At 40.7% G+C, this 22903-nt stretch carries 21 protein-coding genes; 11 read left to right on the top strand and 10 right to left on the bottom strand.

Annotated elements, in window-relative coordinates; all coding sequences use genetic code 11:
- Positions 1-23: 23 nt before the first annotated feature.
- The 3 genes from B2746_RS03225 (at position 24) to B2746_RS03215 (ending at position 2832) form a co-directional block, all read left to right on the top strand.
- Positions 24-1340: a (Fe-S)-binding protein gene (locus tag B2746_RS03225; protein ID WP_290790942.1), complete on the top strand. Its 1317-nt coding sequence runs from the start codon at positions 24-26 to the stop codon at positions 1338-1340.
- Between the two features lie 88 nt (positions 1341-1428).
- Complete coding sequence (locus tag B2746_RS03220; protein WP_290790941.1) at positions 1429-2181, top strand: SDR family NAD(P)-dependent oxidoreductase; 753 nt, start codon at positions 1429-1431, stop codon at positions 2179-2181.
- A 30-nt stretch (positions 2182-2211) separates the two neighbouring features.
- Positions 2212-2832, top strand: a complete 621-nt coding sequence (locus tag B2746_RS03215; protein ID WP_290790939.1) for an SGNH/GDSL hydrolase family protein — start codon at positions 2212-2214, stop codon at positions 2830-2832.
- Here B2746_RS03215 and B2746_RS03210 read toward each other — a convergent pair.
- From B2746_RS03210 to istA, 8 genes are all read right to left on the bottom strand, one after another.
- Positions 2784-3284 carry a DinB family protein gene (locus B2746_RS03210; RefSeq protein WP_290790937.1) on the bottom strand — a complete coding sequence of 167 codons (501 nt, stop codon included), beginning with the start codon at positions 3282-3284 and terminating at the stop codon, positions 2784-2786. The two genes, B2746_RS03215 and B2746_RS03210, sit on opposite strands and share 49 nt — an antisense overlap.
- A 63-nt stretch (positions 3285-3347) precedes the next feature.
- Entirely contained in the window at positions 3348-4757 is a 1410-nt protein-coding gene (locus tag B2746_RS03205; RefSeq protein ID WP_290790935.1) for an efflux transporter outer membrane subunit, read from the bottom strand.
- Positions 4758-4783: 26 nt separating this feature from the next.
- A complete protein-coding gene (locus B2746_RS03200; RefSeq protein WP_290790933.1) occupies positions 4784-7948 on the bottom strand; it encodes an efflux RND transporter permease subunit in 3165 nt (1054 codons plus the stop codon).
- A 41-nt stretch (positions 7949-7989) separates the two neighbouring features.
- Complete coding sequence (locus B2746_RS03195) at positions 7990-9138, bottom strand: efflux RND transporter periplasmic adaptor subunit (protein ID WP_290790931.1); 1149 nt, start codon at positions 9136-9138, stop codon at positions 7990-7992.
- A 111-nt stretch (positions 9139-9249) separates the two neighbouring features.
- Positions 9250-9858, bottom strand: coding sequence for a TetR/AcrR family transcriptional regulator (locus tag B2746_RS03190; protein WP_290790929.1), 609 nt, complete (start codon positions 9856-9858; stop codon positions 9250-9252).
- Positions 9859-10666: 808 nt separating this feature from the next.
- Positions 10667-11569: a hypothetical protein gene (locus B2746_RS03185; protein WP_290790928.1), complete on the bottom strand. Its 903-nt coding sequence runs from the start codon at positions 11567-11569 to the stop codon at positions 10667-10669.
- Positions 11570-11889: 320 nt separating this feature from the next.
- Positions 11890-12654: an IS21-like element helper ATPase IstB gene (istB, locus tag B2746_RS03180; RefSeq protein ID WP_290790927.1), complete on the bottom strand. Its 765-nt coding sequence runs from the start codon at positions 12652-12654 to the stop codon at positions 11890-11892.
- Between the two features lie 24 nt (positions 12655-12678).
- Positions 12679-14232, bottom strand: a complete 1554-nt coding sequence (istA, locus tag B2746_RS03175) for an IS21 family transposase (RefSeq protein ID WP_290790925.1) — start codon at positions 14230-14232, stop codon at positions 12679-12681.
- 112 nt (positions 14233-14344) lie between these two features.
- Between istA and B2746_RS03170 the strand changes: the two genes are divergently transcribed.
- The 8 genes from B2746_RS03170 (at position 14345) to B2746_RS03140 (ending at position 20824) form a co-directional block, all read left to right on the top strand.
- Positions 14345-14857 (top strand): hypothetical protein, encoded by a 513-nt coding sequence (locus B2746_RS03170; protein WP_290790923.1) that lies wholly within the window; start codon positions 14345-14347, stop codon positions 14855-14857.
- 175 nt (positions 14858-15032) lie between these two features.
- On the top strand, positions 15033-15491 hold the full coding sequence (locus B2746_RS03165; protein WP_290790921.1) for a hypothetical protein: 459 nt from the start codon (positions 15033-15035) through the stop codon (positions 15489-15491).
- 15 nt (positions 15492-15506) lie between these two features.
- Positions 15507-15902 (top strand): RDD family protein, encoded by a 396-nt coding sequence (locus B2746_RS22800; protein ID WP_414655271.1) that lies wholly within the window; start codon positions 15507-15509, stop codon positions 15900-15902.
- 723 nt (positions 15903-16625) lie between these two features.
- The gene (locus B2746_RS03160) at positions 16626-18059 is read left to right on the top strand and encodes an RNA-binding domain-containing protein (RefSeq protein ID WP_290791051.1); all 1434 of its coding nucleotides are present in this window, start codon (positions 16626-16628) and stop codon (positions 18057-18059) included.
- An 8-nt stretch (positions 18060-18067) separates the two neighbouring features.
- Positions 18068-19531, top strand: coding sequence for a TOTE conflict system archaeo-eukaryotic primase domain-containing protein (locus tag B2746_RS03155; protein WP_290790920.1), 1464 nt, complete (start codon positions 18068-18070; stop codon positions 19529-19531).
- A complete protein-coding gene (locus B2746_RS03150) occupies positions 19515-19916 on the top strand; it encodes a hypothetical protein (RefSeq protein WP_290790918.1) in 402 nt (133 codons plus the stop codon). Before B2746_RS03155 ends, B2746_RS03150 begins: the two co-directional genes overlap by 17 nt.
- Before the next feature lie 103 nt (positions 19917-20019).
- Entirely contained in the window at positions 20020-20517 is a 498-nt protein-coding gene (locus B2746_RS03145) for an RHS repeat-associated core domain-containing protein (protein ID WP_290790916.1), read from the top strand.
- 28 nt (positions 20518-20545) lie between these two features.
- Positions 20546-20824 carry a hypothetical protein gene (locus B2746_RS03140; RefSeq protein WP_290790914.1) on the top strand — a complete coding sequence of 93 codons (279 nt, stop codon included), beginning with the start codon at positions 20546-20548 and terminating at the stop codon, positions 20822-20824.
- A 132-nt stretch (positions 20825-20956) separates the two neighbouring features.
- Here the strand turns inward: B2746_RS03140 and B2746_RS03135 are convergent, their stop codons facing one another.
- Both B2746_RS03135 and B2746_RS03130 read right to left on the bottom strand, forming a co-directional pair.
- Positions 20957-21304 carry a hypothetical protein gene (locus B2746_RS03135; protein WP_290790912.1) on the bottom strand — a complete coding sequence of 116 codons (348 nt, stop codon included), beginning with the start codon at positions 21302-21304 and terminating at the stop codon, positions 20957-20959.
- 15 nt (positions 21305-21319) lie between these two features.
- Positions 21320-22783: a Fic family protein gene (locus B2746_RS03130; RefSeq protein WP_290790910.1), complete on the bottom strand. Its 1464-nt coding sequence runs from the start codon at positions 22781-22783 to the stop codon at positions 21320-21322.
- Positions 22784-22903 lie beyond the last annotated feature (120 nt).

Here is a 22903-nt window from a genome sequence, read left to right as displayed (position 1 = left end):
TTTAGTTGAACAATACCGTTCTTATGCATTACCTGCAACAAATTGCCTTCGTATTGTTACTGCTTGCTGCCGTTTGGTTTTTTTCCAGACAGGTAAAGTTTATACGACGGAATATTCTGCTTGGAAAAGAAGAGAATTATTCCGATCATCCTGAGTTGCGGTGGAAGAATCTCTTCCTGCTGGCATTTGGTCAGAAGAAAATGTTCAAAAACCCATTGGTAGCCATAATGCATTTTGTGATTTATGCCGGCTTTGTAATCATCAATCTGGAAGTACTGGAGATTGTGCTGGATGGTATCCTGGGCACCCATCGTTTATTTACCGGTTTTTTAGGGATGGGATTCTATCGTTTTCTGATCAATAGTTTTGAATGGCTGGCTCTGGGTGTGCTGGTTTTTTGTGTGGTATTTCTTATACGACGAAACCTGCTGAAACTCCGTCGCTTTATGTCTAAAGACCTGGATGGATGGCCTCGTTCGGATGCCAATTATATTCTGCTTACGGAGATAATACTGATGCTGCTTTTCCTCACAATGAATGCAGCTGATACGTTGTTGCAGGAACGGGGGGCGGCAGCCTATACAACCCATCCTACCGGATCATTTGCTGTTTCTTCTCTGCTGCATCCCCTGATCAGTGGATTTAGTGATAATGGTCTGATACTATTGGAACGTACCTGTTGGTGGTTGCATATTGCCGGAATATTAGCCTTTCTAAACTACCTGCCATTTTCCAAACACCTGCATATACTACTGGCCTTTCCCAACGCCTATTATGCCCGTTTGGAAGAACAGGGTAAGATGAAAAACATGCCTGCCATCCAGAATGAAGTATTGTATGCCATGCAACCGGAACTTGCCCCTACAGAGGCAGGTGAAGCACCCTCTTTTGGCGCCAAAGATGTAATGGATCTGAGTTGGAGAAATCTGCTGGATGCCTATAGTTGCACCGAATGCGGACGTTGCTCCGCTGCCTGTCCGGCTAATATCACCGGTAAACTCTTATCGCCCCGAAAAATTATGATGGATACCCGCGATCGCCTGGAAGAAGTGGGAAAAAATATAGATAAAAACGGGCAGTTTGTGGCGGATGGAAAAACACTTGTTCATGATTATATAACAACAGAAGAACTCAGAGCCTGTACAAGTTGTAATGCCTGTGTGGAAGCCTGTCCGGTTAGCATCAATCCGCTGGAGATTATTTTTGAACTGCGCCGGTCCCTTGTAATGGAAGCCAGTAATGCCCCCCAGGAATGGAACGCCCTATTTTCCAACGTGGAGAATAATTTTGCTCCCTGGAAATTCAGTCCGGATGAACGCGATGCCTGGAACAAAAATTGAGATCCAACAATGATAATTATAAAGGTGACTGATTCTGGTCACCTTTTTTGTTGCCTGCAAAGGCTAGTTTTAGTATAAATCATCCATTATGGCAATTTTAGAAAATAAAGTGGCAATTGTTACCGGTGCCGGATCCGGAATTGGCAGGGCTATCGCACTTGCTTATGCGAAGGAAGGTGCAAAATTGATTGTGTCGGATATAAATGAGGAAGGAGGTGTTGAAACTGTCAATCAAATTAAGAAATTGAATGGAGCCGCCATTTTTTTTAAAGCAGACAGTTCTTCTATTGAAGATAACCGTCAATTGGTGGAAAAAGCTGTTCAGGAATATGGTGGCTTGCATATAGCCTGTAATAATGCCGGTATTGGCGGACCAATGGGCGCAACCGGTGAATATCCCATTGATGGCTGGAATAAGGTAATTGGTATAAACCTGAATGGTGTATTTTATGGAATGCATTTCCAACTACAGGCTATGATTAAATCCGGCGGAGGCTCCATTGTGAATGTTGCTTCCATTCTTGGAACCGTGGGTACCCGTTTTTCTCCGGCCTATGTTGCCGCAAAACACGGCGTAGTTGGATTAACCAAGGCAGCGGCATTGGAATATGCTAATCAGGGTATTCGGGTAAATAGTATTGGTCCGGGTTATATCCTAACTCCGCTTCTGACTAATAATCTGGATGACGCTACTCTTGAGCAGATCAAATCTCTCCATCCCATTGGTCGATTGGGCAAATCGGAGGAAGTTGCTGAATTGGCTCTTTGGCTGAGTTCAGATAAAGCCTCTTTTGTTACAGGCTCCTATTATCCGGTAGATGGTGGATACCTGGCGCAGTAAAGAAACACCGATATTTGATCCAAAAATAAAATGCGATACCTGGCCCTGGGTGATTCCTATACAATTGGAGAACTGGTACCACTTTATGAAAGCTTTCCTTATCAGATGGTTCAACTGGCAAGAAAAGCCGGATGGAAGCTGGATGCGCCGGAAATACTGGCTAAAACCGGCTGGACAACCGACGAATTAATCAGGGCGATAAAAGACTTTCAATTTCAGCCCCCCTACGATTGGGTGAGCCTGCTGATAGGTGTAAACAATCAATACAGAGGGTGGCCAATTGCAACCTATTCGATCGAATTTGTTCAATTATTGGATGATGCCATTCAATTGGCAGGTGGACGAAGAGATCGTGTTGTGGTGTTATCCATTCCTGATTGGGGCGCAACTCCGTTTGCTGCAGAGCGTAACCGGGAAGAGATATCAAATCAAATAGATGCGTTCAATAATGTTAACCAACAGCATGCAAAAGAGCAGGCTGTTGGTTATATTGATATTACGCCAGGTACCAGGTTGGCTCTTACTGATTCGTCCTTACTGGCTCCTGATGGATTACACCCGTCAGGTCTGGAGTACCGGCGCTGGGCCCAGGACCTGTTTCATTATCTTTCCCAGAATGCAGGAGGCTCAATGCCCAGCGCCCTCAGGTAAACGTACCCTTGTCCGCGATGATGAATTTCATTATCGATCAGGTATTGGATGGTACTGATATTCGTTCCCTCATAAAACCCAAAGGCTTTTTCCACTTTCTGAAAGCGGACCGGCTCAATGGCTGGCCAATAGGTATTTATTTCTTCAGTTACCTCATCCCAAAAATCGAGTACTTCTTCTTTGGTAGCAGGTCGCTTACTACCACCCGTATGATCCACATGCGGCCATTCACCGGTTGCTACTCCTTTTACACCCGGTCCAGCAAGTGTTGCCATTTCCATTACCAGTTCAAAAAAAGGGCGCATCCCCCCTATTGAAAATTCAAATAATTCCTTCTCAGGAAAAGCCAGGATCACCCGGCGGGTTAATTTTCTATGTCCCTGCCAGTGATCCAGCAATTCAGCAGCTGAAAGAAGTTCGTTTTTTACAGGGTTGTTCAATGTTGTATTCATATTATTTGTTTTGATACAACAAAGAAAAGGGAGGGTAGTGACAGCCCTATGTCAGGAGGAAAATTATTTCCAGCCGCCTCCCAGGGAGCGGTAGAGTTCGATGGCGGCTGTCACCCGATCTTTCCTTAGAGAGGCCAGCTCCAGTTCACCTTGTAATACATTGCTTTGAGCAGTAATTACTTCCAGATAATTGGCCATTCCGTTTTTGAATAAAAGATCAGCATTGGTGATTGCTTTTTGCAGCATTCCTACTCTGTTTTGAGCGATGGCTTCCTGTTCTTTCAGCTTATTTATTTTAACCTGTGCATTACTTACTTCTCCAACTGCACCCAATACCGATTGCCTGAATTGTATCACCACTTTTTCTCTTTCCACTTTTGCCAGTTCATATTGCGTCTTTAGTTGTTTTCGCTGAAAGAGTGGCTGAACAATTCCACCTGCAGCCATTCCAAATAAAGAGGCGGGCATAGAAAACCAGTTACTTGCTTTAAAGGAATTAATACCTCCTGCTGCTGTAATAGAAAGTGCAGGATACATATTCGCTTTTGCAATCCCCGTATTTGCATTCGCAATTGCTAACTGTAATTCCACTGCTCTTATATCCGGTCTGTTTTGCAGTAAGGAAGCCGGAACACCTGTAGACAGCTCATTGGCAATGATTGTTTCATGTAATTGCCCCTTCCTGTTTATGGCAGAAGGGTTTACCCCTGCTAATACACTAAGCGCATTTTCCTGAATTTCAATCTGCTGCTGAATAAATGGAATTAGTTGTGCAGCTACCAGTCGCTGCGCTTCTGCCTGTTGTATGGCCAGATCGGTTACCTGCCCTGCATTATATTGATGGCGGATTATGGCAACTGTACTATCTCCGAGGAGAAGGTTCTTTTTCGCAATTGAAATCTGGGCATCCAGCATAATCAAATTATAGTATCCGGAAGCTATTAAAGAGATAAGATTGGTTTGGATGGCATTTTTTGCCTCATTGGTTTGCAAAAATGAACTGGCTGCTTTTTGTTTTTGATTTTTAATCTTACCCCAGATATCTGCCTCCCAGCTCAATTGTGCAGAAAGGGAATAATCTTCAATATATGATTTGCCCAGGAACTCACTTAGACTGAGGCCATTCAGGCTATTGTCGGATGGGCGGTTAATTGCTGCTGTAGCCTGTAATTTTGCTTCCGGAAAATAACCCAGCTTAGCCTGACTTACAATAAGTTTGGCTGCCTCTATATTTTTTACCGCAACCTGCAAATCAAAATTATGTACCAATGCACTGTCAATGATTGTTTGCAATGTTGTATCCGTAAAAAATTGCTTCCATTGAATTGTTGCAATGCCGGATGAATCCGTTTGTTCTGTGCCTCTGAAGGAGGCCGGTAATGAAGGGTCAGGCGCCGCAATATCCTTTGATATTTTACATCCACTTAAAATTATCAGCATAAATGCGAAACCTGTATATACTACTCTTTTCATTTGAGTTGCTTTAAAATAAATGAGATTTAGTTGGCGTATTCCACCGGATTGGTAATCCATTCCTCTTTTGCGACAATTTTTTTGCCGATCAGTTTTTCCTGAAGGGATTGAAAGATGACAAACAAAACAGGGATTATGAAAATACCCAATAGTACACCCGTTAACATGCCTCCCACAGCTCCTGTTCCGATTGAACGGTTCCCCATTGCAGATGCACCTGTGGCAGTTAATAAAGGAATTAATCCTGCAATAAATGCAAAGGAGGTCATCAGAATAGGACGCAGTCGCAATCTGGCTGCTTCAATTGCTGCCTGGCGAATCGTAAGTCCGGCCTGCCTTTTTTGAACAGCAAATTCGATTATAAGAATGGCATTTTTTGCCAGTAAACCAATCAGCATAATTAATCCAACCTGTACATAAATATTGTTTTCAATTCCTGCAATATTTATGAAGGCAAATACACCCAGTAAGCCTGTAGGAACGGAAAGAATTACTGCCAGCGGAAGAATATAACTTTCGTATTGGGCTGCCAATAAAAAATACACAAATACCAGTGACATAATAAAGATCAAAGCTGTTTGAGATCCGGCACTTTGTTCTTCTCTTGTTAGTCCCCCCCATTCAAAGGCATATCCTCTAGGTAAATAACTGTCTGCTACTTCCTGAACGGCTTTCAGGGCCTGGCCTGAACTGTAACCCGGTTTTGGAATACCATTTATGGTAACGGCATTGAACAGATTATTTCTGGTAACAGTTTCGGGTCCGTATACTTTCTCCAGACTTATCAGCGATTTTACCGGCACCATTTGTCCCAGTTTGTTTTTCACCTGTACATCGTTTAAGGTGGATGGATCAATCCGGTACTCTATATCTGATTGCAGAATTACCTTGTATTGTTTACCAAACCGGTTAAAATCTCCAGCCTGAAAACTACCATAGTAGATCTGCAGGGTCTGCAATAATTCATTTATGGAAACGCCCGATTGTTTAGCTCTTTCTTCATCAATAGTTACTCTGTACTGAGGGTTGCCGGTATTAAAGGTTGTAAATGCATAAGCGATTTCGGGCCGCTGCATCAGTTCGCCAATAAAGCCATTGGCGGTGGCACTCAGGTCTTCCAGTTTGCCCCCTGCCCTGTCCTGAAGAATTACTTCAATTCCGCTGGTATTTCCAAATCCCTGAACGGTGGGTAAGGTAAATGTAAACAGATCCCCAGCTGATATAACTGAAAGTTTCTGATTGACTTCTCCCAGAATTTCATTTATATCTTCCGTTTTGCCACGGGTACCCGGCTTTTTAAGTTTTACAAAAGCCAATCCGCTGATTGGACTGGTAGCATTGGTAATGATATTCATCCCTGCTACGCTATAGGACTTCTCCACACCTTCCACCGTTGTTATGATACTGTCCACCATTTCTGTAACCTTACGGGTTCTTTCCAACGATGATCCGGCCGGCATGCTGAGTGAATACAAAAAGATACTCTGATCCTCTGTTGGTATAAAACCAGTTGGCGTTTTCTTTACCAGGAATACCGTGCTGATGGTTATAAGTACCAGGGCAGATAAGGCAATCCATTTTGTTTTGATCAGAAACTTCAAACTGCTGGTATACCGGTTGGTCAGGTTATTGAAGCCGGCATTAAATGCGTGGAAGAAACGGTCTTTTATTCCAGCCGGTTTTTTATCACCCGAATGGTTGTTTTTCAGGAATAAAGCAGATAAAGCAGGGCTCAGGGTCAATGCATTGATGGCGGAAATCAGAATGGCTATTGCCAGCGTAAAGGCAAACTGTTTATAAAATATTCCTGCCGGTCCCTGCATAAATCCTACCGGAACAAATACGGCTGCCATTACCAGTGTTATGGAAATGATGGCTCCCGATATTTCATTCATACTTTTTATGGTGGCTGCTCTTGCCGGCAACTTTTCATCGGCCATTTTAGTATGCACCGCTTCCACCACCACGATGGCATCATCTACCACAATTCCAATTGCAAGGATTAAAGCAAAGAGGGTGAGCAGGTTGATGGTAAATCCAAAGAGCTGCATGAAAAAGAATGTGCCCAAAATTGCCACAGGAACAGCAATTGCCGGAATTAAAGTGGAACGAAAATCCTGCAGAAAAATAAATACCACCAAAAATACCAGGATAAAAGCTTCTATAAGCGTGGTCTTTACTTTTGAAATGGAAGCATCCAAAAACTCTTTTGCAGAGTACGGCACAAAAGTATGTACCCCCTTCGGCAAGTCTTTGTTTGCTTTTTCCATTATTTCATTAACCGAAGTAAGAATATCATTGGCATTGGAACCAGCAGTCTGATAGATCAGGATGGCAGTAGACGGACCATTATCAACTTTGGCATCCGAGGTATAATTAAAGGAACCCAAATCAACTCGTGCAACATCTTTTAACCGGATGATCGCACCGTCTGTATTGCTTTTTAAAATGATATTCTCGTAGTCTTCATTTTTATTGAGTTTGCCTTTGTAGGTGATGATGTATTCAAAGGATTCTTTACTTCCTTCACCAAATTTTCCCGGTGCTGCTTCCAGGTTTTGTTCCCTGATAGATGCAAGTACTTCCTGTGCTGATAAATTATAGGCAGCCAGCCGGTCTGGTTTGAGCCAGATCCGCATAGCATAGTCTTTTGCTCCAAACAAAGTGGCCTGCCCCACTCCCTGCACCCGTTGAATTTCCGGGACAATATTGATGCGGGCATAGTTCTGCAAAAAAGTTTCATCGTAACTGCTGTCGCTTGCATAGATGGCAATGGCCATAATGATACTGTTCTGCTGTTTCTGGGTGGTGATTCCGGTTTGTAACACTTCCTGTGGAACCAGGCTGGTTGCTTTGGCTACTCTGTTCTGAACGTTTACAGATGCGATGTCGGGATCAGTGCCGGCTTTAAAAAAGACACTGAGTGTCATAGAGCCATCATTGTTGGAATTGGAGGTCATATAGGTCATATTCTCGACTCCATTGATGGCTTCTTCCAGTGGTGTAGCTACCGACCGTGCCACTACTTCTGCACTTGCACCCGGATAGGCGGTTGTTACCAAAACAGCGGGCGGAGCGATATCCGGAAACTGTGTAATTGGTAAAGATGTAAGTGAAACGATCCCGACCAATACCAGTAATATGGATATTACGGAGGATAAAACGGGACGTTCTATAAATTTCTTAAACATGAAATAAGTTGTTCGGTTAATTGAAATGAAAGGCTTTCGTTTTAATTACGGGCTGCGATGATCGTTTGCACTACACTATCTAATGAAATCGGCTGTGGTACGATTTCAGCCCCTTCTCTCAGGCGTTGTAATCCGCTGAAAACAATGGTTTCGCCAGGTGAAACACCTTTTTCGACGATATAATTACCTGCTGACTTTCCCCTGATAGTTATCTGTTTGCTGGTTACTTTATTGCTGTCCCCTACTGCAAATACAAATACTTTGTCCTGCAATTCGTAGGTTGCCTCCTGGGGTACAATCAGTTTGTTCTCCAGTGAAAATGGAATCCGGATTTTTCCTGTTATTCCGGAACGCAACAGGTTTTCATTATTGGCAAATACGGCTCTGAAATTGATGCTGCCGGTACTGCGGTCAAACTGGCCTTCTACCAGCTCAACTTTCCCTTTTTCCTTGTAAATAGTATTACCGGCCAGCTTAAGTTCTACAGCAGGAATATTGGCAATTTTTTCTTCTGCAGTTTTACCGGGGATGCTTGAAAAAAAGCTAAAAAAATCAGCTTCACTCATAGAGAAATAAGCATGTACGTTTTTTACCTCACTGATTACGGTGAGCGGTTGCTGTTCACCCTTGCCAATCAGGCTGCCCTGCTTAAAATTAATATGACTGATATAACCACTTACCGGTGCTGTGATCAGCGTATAGCCAAGGGTGATATCCGCACTATTCTTACCTGATACCGCCTGCTTATAGGCAGCTTCAGCTTCGTGCAGGTTGGCTTTGGCAACATTTAATTGAACTTCGGAAATCACTTTATTGGTAACAAGTGGCTGCAGTCGGTTAACTTCTACCTGTGCTTTTTCTATAGCAGCCTCGGCCAATTGAATGGTTGCGGCAGCGCTGTTGCTGTTCTGGCTGTATTCTTTACTGTTGATACGAAAGATGGGCTGCCCTTTTGAAACCCATGCGCCGTCTTCCACATAAATTTTGTCGAGGTAACCGCTTACATTCGGGCGGATTTCAATGGTTGCTGTACCCTGAACAGCTGCAGGGAATTCCTGCCAGGTTAGAACCGAACCGGTGTCCAGTTTTACTACAGGTAAGCTTTGTGGAGCAGCAACATAAGAATCGGTTTGGTTGTTTGCACAGGCAGCTGCTATCAGGATGGCAGCATAAATGAAATACTTCTTCATAACGTTATTTAATCGTTTAACAGTGTTAAGTAATTGATCTAAAAAAAACAGTTTTTCAACCGTTCAAATTCGTTGGCAAAAGCAAGCGTTTTTTCTCTTCTGAAATCCTGATCAGGTTGTTCTGACCGTCATAGAGGCGACAATTCCATTTAATGCGTCGGACAATACCTGTCGGTTTATTTCATCCGTGCTTAATCTGTTGGTCATATTGATGGAGATGAGCCCATGTACTACAGACCAGAAGGTATAATATTTGATATCAATATATTCGTCGGTGCGCATGTCCTCGGGAATTATTTCTGCAATTTTATCCCAGAGCATATTGGAAGGAACCTGCATATCCGGACAGGCATTTTCCATAACACAACAATTCACTTCAACTCCATACATCACCTGGTATAATTCCTTTTCTTCGAAAGCAAAATTCCAGTATGCCAGCCACATGCTTTTCAATTGTTCAATGGGGTCTGCATGTTTGCGTTCGGCTTCTTTCATTTGCTCTGCCAGTTTCAGATAACCGATTCTGGTAAGTTCTGTAAGGATCGCATCCTTATTACTGAAATATTCATAAATAATGGGGGCCGTATATTCAATCTTATCGGCAATTTTCCGCATACTCAGCGCAGCCCATCCTTCCTCTTTTACAATAGCCAAAGAGGCGTCCAGGATCTTACACCTGGTTTCGTCCTTTAGTCGTTGTATGCGGTCTTTGCTTCCCATTTTATTACTGCGTGAAATAATTTAACAGCGTTAGCAAATGTACGGTAATACAAATTTCACCACCAAATTTATTTTGTTAAAGGATTGTTGGAAGCCTGTTTGGCTTTGTATGGATGGGTTTGGCAATTCGCTTAAGGTATACTAAACCCAGTTTTGACCATGTACCACTAACCGTTTATTAACCGTCTACCAACCGTTCATCTACCGTTCACGGACCGTTTTAAAACGGTTCATGAACGGTAGATGAACGGTTCAAGAACGGTGGATGAACGGTAGATGACTTAACTATAGTATAATGATACTACTAGTTAAACTGGCTGTTTAGCTTGTTGTAGAAAGTTTGTTAGATGGTGAATAATAACAGGGCCGCGCCCGACGAAGACCGCCATTGTCAATCAGGTAGTACAACTAAAAACGCCCGCCTTGCTTATCAAGCTTCGGCGGGCGTGGTCGTCCTGTCGGGACAATTTTCGAACCATTTTTTAGAGGATTTAAGAAGGTTGGTATCAAAAAATGGAAGCGTACTATTTTAATTTACAATCATTTATTTGCTTAAGACTATAGAATAACAATAAAATGTAAAAAATTGGAAAGGAAATTATTTAAGGTTAGAACTTCCTACCCACGCATGTCCAATCAGATTGACCTGTTATAAATTTCCATAGATGTAACAATGGCTCTATCCTTTATTTGCTTGGCGAGAGTTGCCACATTGAGCACAAAAATGACAGACTCAAAAGGCTAATTGGACCTATCTATGATCTATAAAAAAGTCCTAACAAGTAATAATAGTTTTTTGATGTGCCGCTTAAGAACCAATAACAGTTAACGATATATCAGCTTTACCCTTTAAATACGAGTTAACTACTGCTAATAGGCTTAATTGTTCAGCACTGGGATTGTCACCTGAAAGCCCGGGCTGAACAATAAACATTTCAAACTCGACGGGATAACCCTTCCTTGCTATATCTTTTAAATAGGCTATTTTTTCTTTAGTGCCTAATTCTATCCTTGAACAAGTCTTCCCTTTTTTCTTTTTAGTTTCCCGTCTTAATAAGTGTTCAAAGAACTCTTTTGACTCTTTAAACTTCCAGTTTATTGACTTTAATGCCTGGCCACATACTTCGTAAAGATCATCAATAAGTTGTCTCGGTTGACCAGCATGGGCAAATTTTAAGTGGTAAAGTTGAATGTTGATATACTCCTCATATTGTTTTACAGAAATGATATCTGCTATTTCGCCGCTATAATCATCGTCGTAGATGATATCATAATCACCTTCTTTTAATTCGGATATTATTTTATACTGTATGGAGTCAGTTACTTTCGGGTCAACCCCCTGTGATTCGCTGCTTAAATTTACTCCTGTCCAGTCCTTTTTAATAATATTTTCCTTGGGATATGCTGGAATTACCTGCTTTAACTCTACATACTCGTTCCCAGTTAATGATGAGCCATCAACAAACCACCATGTCACTGGATTTTCGTAGAAGAAATCCTCAATTGTGTACTGCTTCCTGCCTATTTTCACAAAATACCTTTCATTGGCTCCTGCGAATCTTTCGATTTTGAAGTCATCGTATTTCCCGTTATTAAAAAGAACCTGCTTGAATTTTATTGTTTCATTGGGAGTGGTTAAAGCAAATACTAATTCCCCTCTTTCTGATGCATCTATTAACTCTAATTCAGTGTTATGTTTGTACCGATTCAATTATGTACCACCATTCCGGGTGAAAACTGTACCACTCAGTAGGGGTGTAAATGTAGTTTCATTTTAGATAAATATGCTTTGATATTTATGCCTTTTAAAACCTACTACTGAAAAATACTTTGGACGACAGTCCATTCCTTTTCTTTCTTTTTTGGTACTTTTTTCTTTGCATTTTTTTGAGTTTGTTTTTTTTGTTGTTGTGATCGTTTGTAGTTAGTATTTACAGTATGTTTGTGGTACCGGTAAGAAGCGGAAGCGGGCTCTGCTGAGGAGCAACCTGTCAGGAATATCACCGGTTATCTGAGCATTCTTTCACCTGTTTATTTTTTAGCTTGTTGCAGTTTTTTGGTTTCCTTCATCCGGAAAGATTTTCCATTCATATTGACCAGATGGGCTTTGTGCGTTAGCCTATCCAGCAAGGCAGCTGTCAACACCGTATCATTACCGAAGACATCGTTCCATTTATCAAAGGCCAGATTAGAGGTGATGATAGTGGATTTAATGCCGGTTCGTAAAGAGAGATGATTAAACAGCATTTCTGCGCCGGGTTTATCAAAAGAGATGTAGCCAAACTCATCGCAGATTACGAGGTCGTATTTTTCAAACTTAAGTTCCAGACTACGCAAGGTGCGGCTGGAATGTGACTCCCGGATTTGTGTAAGTAAGCGTGATACAGTGGTAAATAGGACCGTATGCCCTGCATGGCAGGCTTTTATTCCGAGTCCGATGGCAATATGCGTTTTACCTGTTCCGGGGCTCCCACCGAGGATTACATTCTGTCCGGCAGTAATAAAATCCAGCGTTTCCAACACAGGCAATTTATCCATTGCATCTGTGGGTAGTTCGGTTCGTACAAGGTCTTGCAGGTGTTTTAGTTGTGGGAAGCCGGCATTGCGGAGTTGAGCCTTTTTACGGTTAACCAGGCGGGTTTCTAATTCTGCCTGCAATAGTTCCAGAATCAATTGCTCATACGGCGTTTTTGCTTTGGTTGCTTTTATTAAAATTGATTCCAGATTAGTGCGGAAGGTTGGAAGCCGAAGCTCCATGCTGATTTGATTAATATGTCCAAAGATCTCTTTGCTCATGATATGATAGGTAAGTAGAAGTGATTAATTAAAATTCATCAGAGAATTCATTTCCAGCAGATTTTGCCGGGAACGTAGTTCAATGGGATCTGCCGCTGTTGCTGAAGTGGCAGCTTGTATGGGCTCTGCTGACTGATTGCCAATGGTAGCCAATACATATTCTGCTGTAATACCCGAAGGGTATTGACGAACTAAGCGATCAACACAACCCCGAAGTCGTTGTTCTGTTATGTCATGTAACTGGCAGTATTGAAGCAATTCAATAAAAGCGCGTGACTCCCCCTGGAAGTAATCCGCATACATGGTCTGCAACCAGACCGGAGCCTGCTTCAATGCAACGGAACCGGCCACGGCACCTGGTTTTCTGTGAAGGGTAGTGAGGTAGTGATTCAGGTCGATCTGCCAGCCATAGCGCTCATAGGAGCGCTGATGTGTACACACGACGGTATTGTTTTCATAGATGCGTAAATGACTGGCATACACTTTTACAAAAACCATTCGGCCACTTAAATGATCCGGAACAGAATACCGATTGGTACCAAAACAAATGGTGGCGTATTTATCCACGCGCAGGTGTTCACCACTAAAACATTCCATCCTGCCTGGGTAGGCGTACAGCTTGCTGCGCTCAAGTTCCAGTCTGGTAGCCGGACTATCCTGGTCCTTGTTCGGATCGCGTGCATTGAGCTCCACCACCCGGCTGCTCAGGTATTGCTGGGCTTCCTGAAAACTGGTGAACTCATCTTTAAATGCAAAAACCTTGCGGCGGATGTATTCCACACTACGCTCCACGTGTCCTTTTTCATTACCCCGGGCGGCATTGCAAAACCGCCACCTGAACTGATACCACCGACTGAGTTCCAGTAAGGCTGCAGTAGGCTGTTTTTCCGTTTTGCCGACAAATTGAGCAATGGCAACCCGCATGTTATCGTAGACCATCTGATGGAATACTCCCCTGGCATGGTCAAAAAAGAGGATGTGTGCTTCTTTAAAAGCAAGACTGTCCTGACGATGGAACAATACAGCAAACCGGTAATTACTAAAGGCACTGGTGAATACGGCCAGGTAATACCGACGGTACTGGCCATCCAATTTGAGCTTTACTTCAGCCCAGTCAAACTCACAGATCTGTGCGCCGGTATAACCCTGACGAATAAATGCTTCCCGAGAGCTGCGAAGCTTTTTTTGAATGTAGTCGCAAATAACCGAATAGCTGATGTGATGACCAGCCGCTAAAATTCGCTCATGAATATCTCTTTTACGCATCCGTTGCTTCTGACGGCCATCCAGAAGTTTTGCTTCATTTTCCTGTAAACAGGTATGAATAATATCGATAATATCAGCTGTGAGCTTGCGTTTAACACGACTGGAGCTGTCATAGGAAGGGCCTTTTTGAAGGTATTGACCAACCGGATTACCCGGATCCTCTTGTTGCTCCAAAGGTGCCGATTTAAACCGCTCATATTTATCAAGCTTGTCTTTAACTGTATTGCGGTGAACTTTTAATTGCGAAGCAATCTGGCGGATACTTCGCTTTTCCCGATAATAAAGTAAAATAATCTGATGATTCGTTTCCACATCCAGCATTTTGTGCCCATTTGTTTTCAACACAAATGGACGGGTTTTTACCCGTTCCAGGTGGTACACTTTTCAACCGGAATATGGTACACTTTTCAATCGGTATATACACATGCCACATGAAAATAATCTTATTAACTATATAGAAATAACCGGAGGCGGGTTAGTACAAATTAAAGCCGGAGTTGGAGGTAACGATTTAACCCGGGCCCAAGCTTTTATTGACTTGGTTGGGTTGGATAGAGTTCCGGGCCATGTTAATTACTCTGATAAAGATGACAGGTGGGATAATCGCTTGAAAGTGGCCGATATTGCCCAAAGGCAATTTAATAAATATACGAGTGCCGTACCATCTACTGATATCGAAACAATAGTCGATCTAGCTAGAACAACGGGTTACTTCTCAATTTGGTATTATCAATTTATAGGACATGATGAAATCATTGGAGCGCTTCTTAACGGTATTAATGTTGGAGGAAATCCTTTACAACCTTTTCCTGGTTCGCATACGGGCTCGTTCGATGATGCGAATCATTATAATACAGTAGCACGACCCTGCGTTTGGGTTGATTTTCCTGAATGTGTTAATAATTACAGATTACATTACACGGATTATATGGGATAAGTTGTCGCTCTACAATTGACTTCTTGACCATCGACTCAAATACTGTATTTTAGTTGCTTCAGCAGAATTGCTTTTATCTCAACTAAAAATAAAGAATCTTTTCATGGATTGGAATTAGGTGCTACATATAGAGTAATTTTAGGCGGAGAGTTTAAGTTACGTTTAAGAATAGAACATGAGTAATTATTATTTAAAGGATAATTCCTATGAAGTCCACATTTTAAAGGATGATGATGTTCTTTTCACCATTAAAAAGTCCTATAAAATGTGGGGTAAAACTTATTGCGAAGTTTTTTCAAACACAGAGCTAGTTCTTAGAGTTAGAAAACTGGAGAAAATATTTGGAATTAAATATGAGGTTATTTTTAGTATTTTTCCGGATCTTTCAATAAGGAGAGAAGGAACAAAGCATATATTATTTTTTGGAAATAGAGTTTATTCCGTAGTTTCTAATTATGGGTTATTCAAAATTTGGTACGATTTGTTTTTGAATAACCATAAAGTCGGAGAACTGACAATTAATCGAAAGAATTGGACATTTGGTGGTAAATGGACATTAGAGCTTTTGGATAATACTGATGACATAAATTTATTTTTAATATTAATCGGCATTCAATCAGATAGTGGAGTATGAATTATACAAAATACTATGATTATTAAGAGAATACTGGCTACATTTTTGGATTACATGTTGATAACATTTTTTCTGATCTTTGTGTTAATAATCTTTGGAAAGCAGAATACTAACGGTTCCCATTCCATGAATGGGCCATTATTTTATATACCACTATTTTTTGCTTTCTTATATTTTATAGTATTTGAATATTTTTTTTCTGCAACGATTGGACATTTAGTTTTTCGACTTAGGGTAATTTCTGATTTTACCGATAAACTTACCATTAGACAAGTCTTTTTAAGACGTATACTTGATCCTATTGAATTGAATTTGTCTTTTGGAATTATTGCTTTTATAGTTACACTAACTAACAAAGAGCAAAAGAGGATAGGCGACATTATTGCAAAAACAAGAGTTATTTCAACCTAAATTGTATTTTAACTTATTAATTAAATAAGTTAAAATATGATATATCATCTAAATCATTTTTGTTATTTGCAATACGTTCTTCTCCAAGGTGCTTAAAAGTTGATTTTCCAGAGTGATTCATGGAGAGATGGAATTATTATTGTTTATGTGCATATATTTCTAGCCAACTTATAACTGATACTGTGATTGATTAAATTATTGTTAATGCAAAACCGTTTACTATATTGGTTTATTCAACACATTATCAATCACTTGCATATTCCTGTCGGGACCACCAGAGGAGGTGAGAAGTTGGAAGTAGGAAGTACGATTTGGTTCTTACAGCAACCATCATTGGATCCTGCAAATATGCGGGAGTATAAATTGAAGAAGCGATTAAGGTTCAATTTTCCAATATGTCAAAGAACTAAGAGAAAACTCCTCTGTGTAAATTCTTTAGTTGCACCGGCTCCATTGTTGCGGCAATGGTCAGAATGAATTCCCCTTATATTATTAGTCTATTTTTTTTCGTATTTATTACAGGTATTTCAGGTTTTTTTTGGAAAAAGCTGGAGATGCAGTTTCGTGATGGGTTAAATGGAGGATCTGCGGTATGGTTTGGTTCTAGTCGCGACCACCACAGGAATTAAAAATTTAGTTACCAATACTTTGAAAATATTGTAATTAAATTGCTGAACAGATGAATACAGCACGAATAAAACACCTTTAAAACAAAAGGAAGACATACATCTTGAATTTAAGGAGGCTGCCATGGCTTTGCCTGGTAACCTTTTTGAAACGATCTGTGCTATGCTTAACCGGGATGGCGGTGATATTTTATTAGGTGTTGGTGATAATGGAACAGTTAAAGGAGTTGAAGAAATTGCCATCTCAAAGATGGTAACCGATTTGGTGAACCTATCCAACAACCCGCTAAAGCTCGATTCGCCGTTTATTCTTTTTCCGCAGTTATATGACATAGATGGCCGTAAAATTATTCATATTCAGGTACCGGCAAGTTCGCAGGTACATAAAACTGGTAAGATCATTTACGACCGAAGCAATGATGGTGATTTTAAAGTAGAACAACCTCATCGGATTGCTGAAATGGCGAATCGTAAGCGCAATCATTATACGGAAGGAATTATCTATCCTGCTTTAAGGATGGAAGATTTTAAGCAGGAGCTTTTTCCTAAAATACGGAATCTGATTCGTAGTAATAATCCGGCTCACCCATGGTTGGCATTGGATGATCGGCAGATGATGGAAATTTCCGGACTATGGAAAAAGGATTACCTGTCTGCCCAGGAAGGATTTACATTGGCTGCTGCTTTATTACTTGGAAAAGATGAGGTTATTCAACATATTATTCCTCACTTCAAAATTGATGCGCTGCTTAGAATAAATAACATCGAGCGTTATGATGACCGCCTAAAAATTCAGACCAATCTTATTGAAGCCTATGAGCTTTTGATGGATTTTATAAATAGGCACCTGCCGGATAAATTTTACCTGTTAGGTGATCAACGTATAAGCCTTCGCGCCACCATCTTTCGGGAAATTGCAGCAAATCTGATTATTCACCGGGAATACACGAATGCTGCACCCGCGACTTTTGTTATTTATTCCGACCGTGTTGAGACCGCAAATGCCAATAATCCCCATGGCGAAGGTCCCATTGATCCGTCTAATTTCGTCCCCTTCCCCAAGAATCCACTTATAGCCAAATTCTTCATTCTATTGGGAAGAGCAGAAGAGTTGGGTTCCGGGATATTGACTACTACCCGATTAATGAAAGAATATGCAGGCAGAGGCAAAGCTGCTTTTATTGAAGGTGAAATCTTCAAAACCATTATTCCTTTACCCGGCGGGAAGGACATTACCATAGATGATACTGTAAATGATACTGTAAATGATACTGTAAATGATACTGTAAATGATACTGTAAATGATACTGTAAATGATACAATAAAGAAGCGCCTTATAACAATAATCCTACTGCTACACAGAAATCCAGGCTTACGAATAAATGAGTTAGCTGATAAATTAAATGTATCGGAGGTAACAATTAAACGGGACATGCAAAAAATGAGATCCCTGGTAGAATATGTAGGTAGCCAAAAAACAGGAGGCTATTTTCTAACCCATTACATGCTCTCAAAGTTGAATAAAAAGTAATTACTCATTTGGAAGAGTTAAACATCGATAAAAAAGTACAACTTTTTCGTTCTCTTTTCAAGGACCGGGAAGATGTTTTTGCAATGCGTTGGGAAATCCCGGCCAGTTCACCAGGCGGGGTGGCAAAGAGCGGTTATATGCCAGCTTATTTGTATGATCCCAACAGATTAAGAGCACATAAGATGAGTGGGGGCACTTTTCAGTCGTACACAGATAAAAAATATTTGCCTCTTACAGATGCCCAGCTTATCAGGCATTTTAACGGGGAGCAGCTTATTGGAATATATCCTTTGTTACAGGACAATACCTCCTGGTTTATAGCTGCGGACTTTGATGAACAAAATTGGATTGCTGATAGCAAAAAAATGCTGAAATATTGCCAGGCGAACAACATACCTGCCTATCTGGAGCGTTCCCGCTCGGGTAAGGGAGGACATGTGTGGATATTTTTCAGTCAGGCTTATGCTGCGTTTAAAAGCAGAAAAATATTCCTGTCGATTCTTGCCGAATCTGGGGTGATTTCAGTATTTGATAAAAATTCTAGCTTTGACAGGTTATTCCCCAATCAGGATTCGCGTTCGGGAAAAGGACTGGGCAATCTAATTGCTTTACCACTACATAGGCTCGCATTAAACACTGGGAATAGTTGTTTCATAGATCCGGAAACCCTCCTTCCATTTCCTGATCAATGGGATTATCTGTCAAAAATTGAAAGGGTGAATATTCAACAGCTGGATGAAATTTACAGTGCAATTTCAAATGTCGGCTACAGCAAAATAATTACAGATAAATCCGGTAATAATGGAGGCCTGCAAATAACTTTAGATAATACTTTACGACTCAACCGGTCTGCAATACCCTTTGCACTTATCAGTTTTTTAAAAGATGAATTGAATTTCGCTAATGATGCATTCATTATAAAAAAGAAAGCCGGAAAAAATACTTTTGGAACAGAACGTTATTTCAGATGTATAGATGAATCTGAATATGAAGTCGTAATACCAAGGGGGTTTGCGGGTAAATTATTGAGGTTTTGTAAGGAAAACGGCATTTCTTACAGCTTTAAAGATAACAGGCAAAAGAAAATACCGACATCGTTTAATTTTCAATCATCCTTACGAAACTACCAGCTTCCAGCTCTTGAAGCGGTACATAAAAAGGAAATGGGGGTGCTGGTTGCTCCGCCCGGATCAGGGAAAACAGTAATTGGATTAAAGATTATTGCAGACAAACAGCAACCAGCATTAATTGTGGTTCATAGAAAACAGTTGTTAGAACAATGGGTAACAAGAATAGAAGCTTTCCTGGGAATTCCCAATAAGGAAATAGGAAAAATTGGAATGGGGAAATCGAAAATTGGTAAGCATATTACCATTGCTACTATTCAAAGCCTCGTGAAGGAAATCGGAAAAAATGAAGCGATTCAAGTAAAAAGAACTAGAAAATATTTTATGAATGCAACTAAGCAATAATACTAAATGGGGAATCTCAACAGTCATCGTTCTGGTGTTGGCGCTGACATATACATTGTCAAAAAATAAAATGAATGTATCTGAAATTCTAGATTCTCCTTCGATAACCACGGGTACATTGACTCAAATAAGGTACGAAAAAGGAAAAACAACTCTTGGAGATTATACTTTTACAGTGGGAGATGTTAAGATAAACAGTGTTAAGGGTGATGGCAGGTTACAAGCAAAGGCAAATCACTTGATAAAACGTAATTTTCCAGTAATTTATAATTCTAAAGATCCATCAAAAAATGATCTTCTAATTTTCCCATCTGATTTCGAGAAATATGATCTGATATTTCCAGACAGTTTAATTTGGGTCGAGAAGAAAAATATTGGAAATTAAGTGAATGTGAAATGATTATCTTATTTATTCCTATCATTATGGATTTAATGGAAAAGAGAATGACAATGAAATTTGAGGAACGGGCAATCAGTAGGATTATGGCATGCGCATCTACGATCCATGGTTGGGAAGGTTCCTAAGTGTAGATCCATTGACTAAAGATTATCCTTGGTACACACCGTATCAATTTGCAGGCAACAAACCAATAGTTACAGTAGATGTCGACGGCCTGGAAGAATACATTATTCATTATAAATATGAAGATGGGAAGGCGACCTTATTAAGGAAAATTGATAATGGTCAGATTCGTATGGTTGGGTTGGGCGATAATATGAAGCCAGTAGTATATGATAAACGAACTGGCAAGCCAATGGCATCTGCTGAATTAGGCAAAGTTCAGTATCAATACTATGATGCGTCAGGTAATCGCTTGAATATGAGACGAAATTACGAAGGGAAATATGTGCAAGGTGATAATGAATTAATGCCGGTTGGTACAAATAATTTGATGATGTCTGTTTACATTGGTCTTAATAACCCTACTTATAAAGATGCAGCTGGCGAAGATCAATACGACCTATCGAAGGGAACCTCAAGATGAGGTAGATGCTGCGGCTATGCGACATGATATGGATTATGATCTGGCTGATGCTGCAGGTGCAGGTGATGCTTTTTTTAATAGAGAAATTGCACCGGCAGATAGAACGTTGGTAAACTCGGCCAATAAGGTTATTCAAAAATCCCGAGAAGGGGCGTTGGATAACATCAAAGGCAAACCTGTAAGCCCAGAAACAGCGAGTACAGCAAAAGTGGTAAGAGGTTTTTTTGGTTGGATATTATCGGCCCCTGCGTTAAAGGGGGAGTTGCCAAAAAGAAATGTAAAACCTGACCCGCATAATATAAAGTAATGAATTGGGTATAAGAAAGGGGCAAATGCCTCTTTCTTATTTTAATAACTCTTTGCGTACTTCGGAAATAAACTGTTCTTCAAAAATCTTTTTATAGGTTCTTTTTTTAAAATATCCAATATCTTTGGCCAATTACATCACTTCTCCATATTTCGCTGCTGTTGTTAAAGCGATCTCAATGAATGTATCATTCGGAGGATCGTATTGAACATATGCAAAACAAAAGAAATAATCCTGATCGTCTGTTTTAATTCTACAATAGTAGCTTCCGTCTCCGAGGTCTTTTCCTTCCTGAAATTTTGTAGTATCAAAATTTCTATATTCTGGGTGTTTGAGATAGACTCTGGCAACGGCTGCTTTGACAGAATCCACTGAAGTGGTCTCGAACCGGTATTTTTTGATATTACCTATTACACCGCCACAAGAGTAAAGAATGATCAGCATTAACGATATACTGATAATAAAGCTGTTTTTTTTCATGGTTGTTGGATAAGCTCAACGAGCTTCTGTTATTTTTAGATATCCTTCCTTGTGCGTGAGGAATGCATTACGGGAAACAAGATATTTCTCCATTGCATCAAGGTCTTCATTATAGATATTACTGCTGAATTCCCATGCCCGCTGTAACATCCGTATATAGGCATCAGCATCCCGCTGTTTGGTTAGTTTTTTTAATGCTCCCATATAATCTTCCCGGTAAACAGTTGGAATGATGATTTTAGCCATTCCTTTTACACTAAGTTCCGCGTTCATCATTACACGCGCCATTCTTCCATTGCCATCGAGGAATGGATGGACTTCACTGATCATAAACATCATGTAAGCTGCTTTGGCAAAAGGATGTTGTATTAGTGAGTACCAGTCAAATCCTTTTTTAAGCGTACCGGGTACCAGTTCCTTATCTACGAACTCAGTGCTTCCCGCACGATTATTTTTATCCTTGAACTCGCCGGGGTTTTTTGTTTTTCTGGCATGAAGCAGGATGGCATGACGTTCTTTTAATAATCGTAACAGATCATCAGGCGTAGCCGGCACGATGGACATTGCCTTGCGGTTGGAGACGATCTGGTACGTGCCAAGAACATCATGAGAATCTTCGTCCCTTGATGGCAGGGGAGTTGATGTTGTAATGATTTGCCTGGCCTCATTAACAGTAAATTCAGTTCCTTCTATATAATTGGAAAAATAGCTTTCAAAAAATGCAAAATTCTGGTAAGATCCGATCGTCTTATTGGGGTCTGGATAATCCGGGTATTCTTTTTTTGTCAACTCTTCATAAACGGATTCAAAAAGTTGGATGCGGTCAGGATCTACCGGTTCACCCAGTACGCGTGCTCTTGCAATGGGACTGATAAGTCGCTTTGATAGTCCTGTACCGAGAAGATCAGTGATGAGTTGCTTAAGGTCGGCCAGCTCCTTTTCCATTCCAAGTGCAGGTGCAATTGCTTTGGCGCGGTCCCGCACCTCGTTCAATGCCTGTTCTCCTTTTACGCGCAGAAATCCTTCAATTTTTTCTTCTAATTGTTCCCTGTTTAATGTTTTCGATTCTCCCCCCACTCTTTTTGATCGCTGAAGATTTTCCAGGTAGGCTCGCGAAAGGCCGGATGCTTTAAGATTGCCAAAAAAGAGAATATCATCTTCGAGAGGGTCCGGACCTTTTGAAAAATGGAGCATTAGCCCCGGCAATTCTACCAATCCTTTATAGCTACGGGTCAGGTAAAGATGCCCTTCCGGTGTCGGCATTCTTTCTAATGCGCTCCGGTGACTTAGAAAGGCATCTGGAAACAGGTCAGAGACCAGCCGGTACCAATTACGGCGAATGATCTTTTCAGGAGGCTCTTCTAGACTGGAGGTATATACCCTGGGGGCTATTTTTCGCAACAGCCCCAGTTTCTCCAATTTTCCGATTTCTTTGGACCGTTCCTTGGATCCGATAATTATTTCTTGTAGCCTGTTCATGGTGATTTTTTCCTCCTAATCCCCCTATCTATTATAATTTGGAAATATTTTAACCCATAAATAGTATAATTAGAAATATTATAACCCAAATATAAATATAATACTACCATATATGCCAAA

The organism is Flavihumibacter sp. UBA7668, assembly GCF_002483205.1.
Taxonomy (GTDB): domain Bacteria; phylum Bacteroidota; class Bacteroidia; order Chitinophagales; family Chitinophagaceae; genus Flavihumibacter.
The sequence above is the reverse complement of the archived record's forward strand: the minus strand, read 5'-3'. Positions and strand labels throughout refer to the sequence as shown.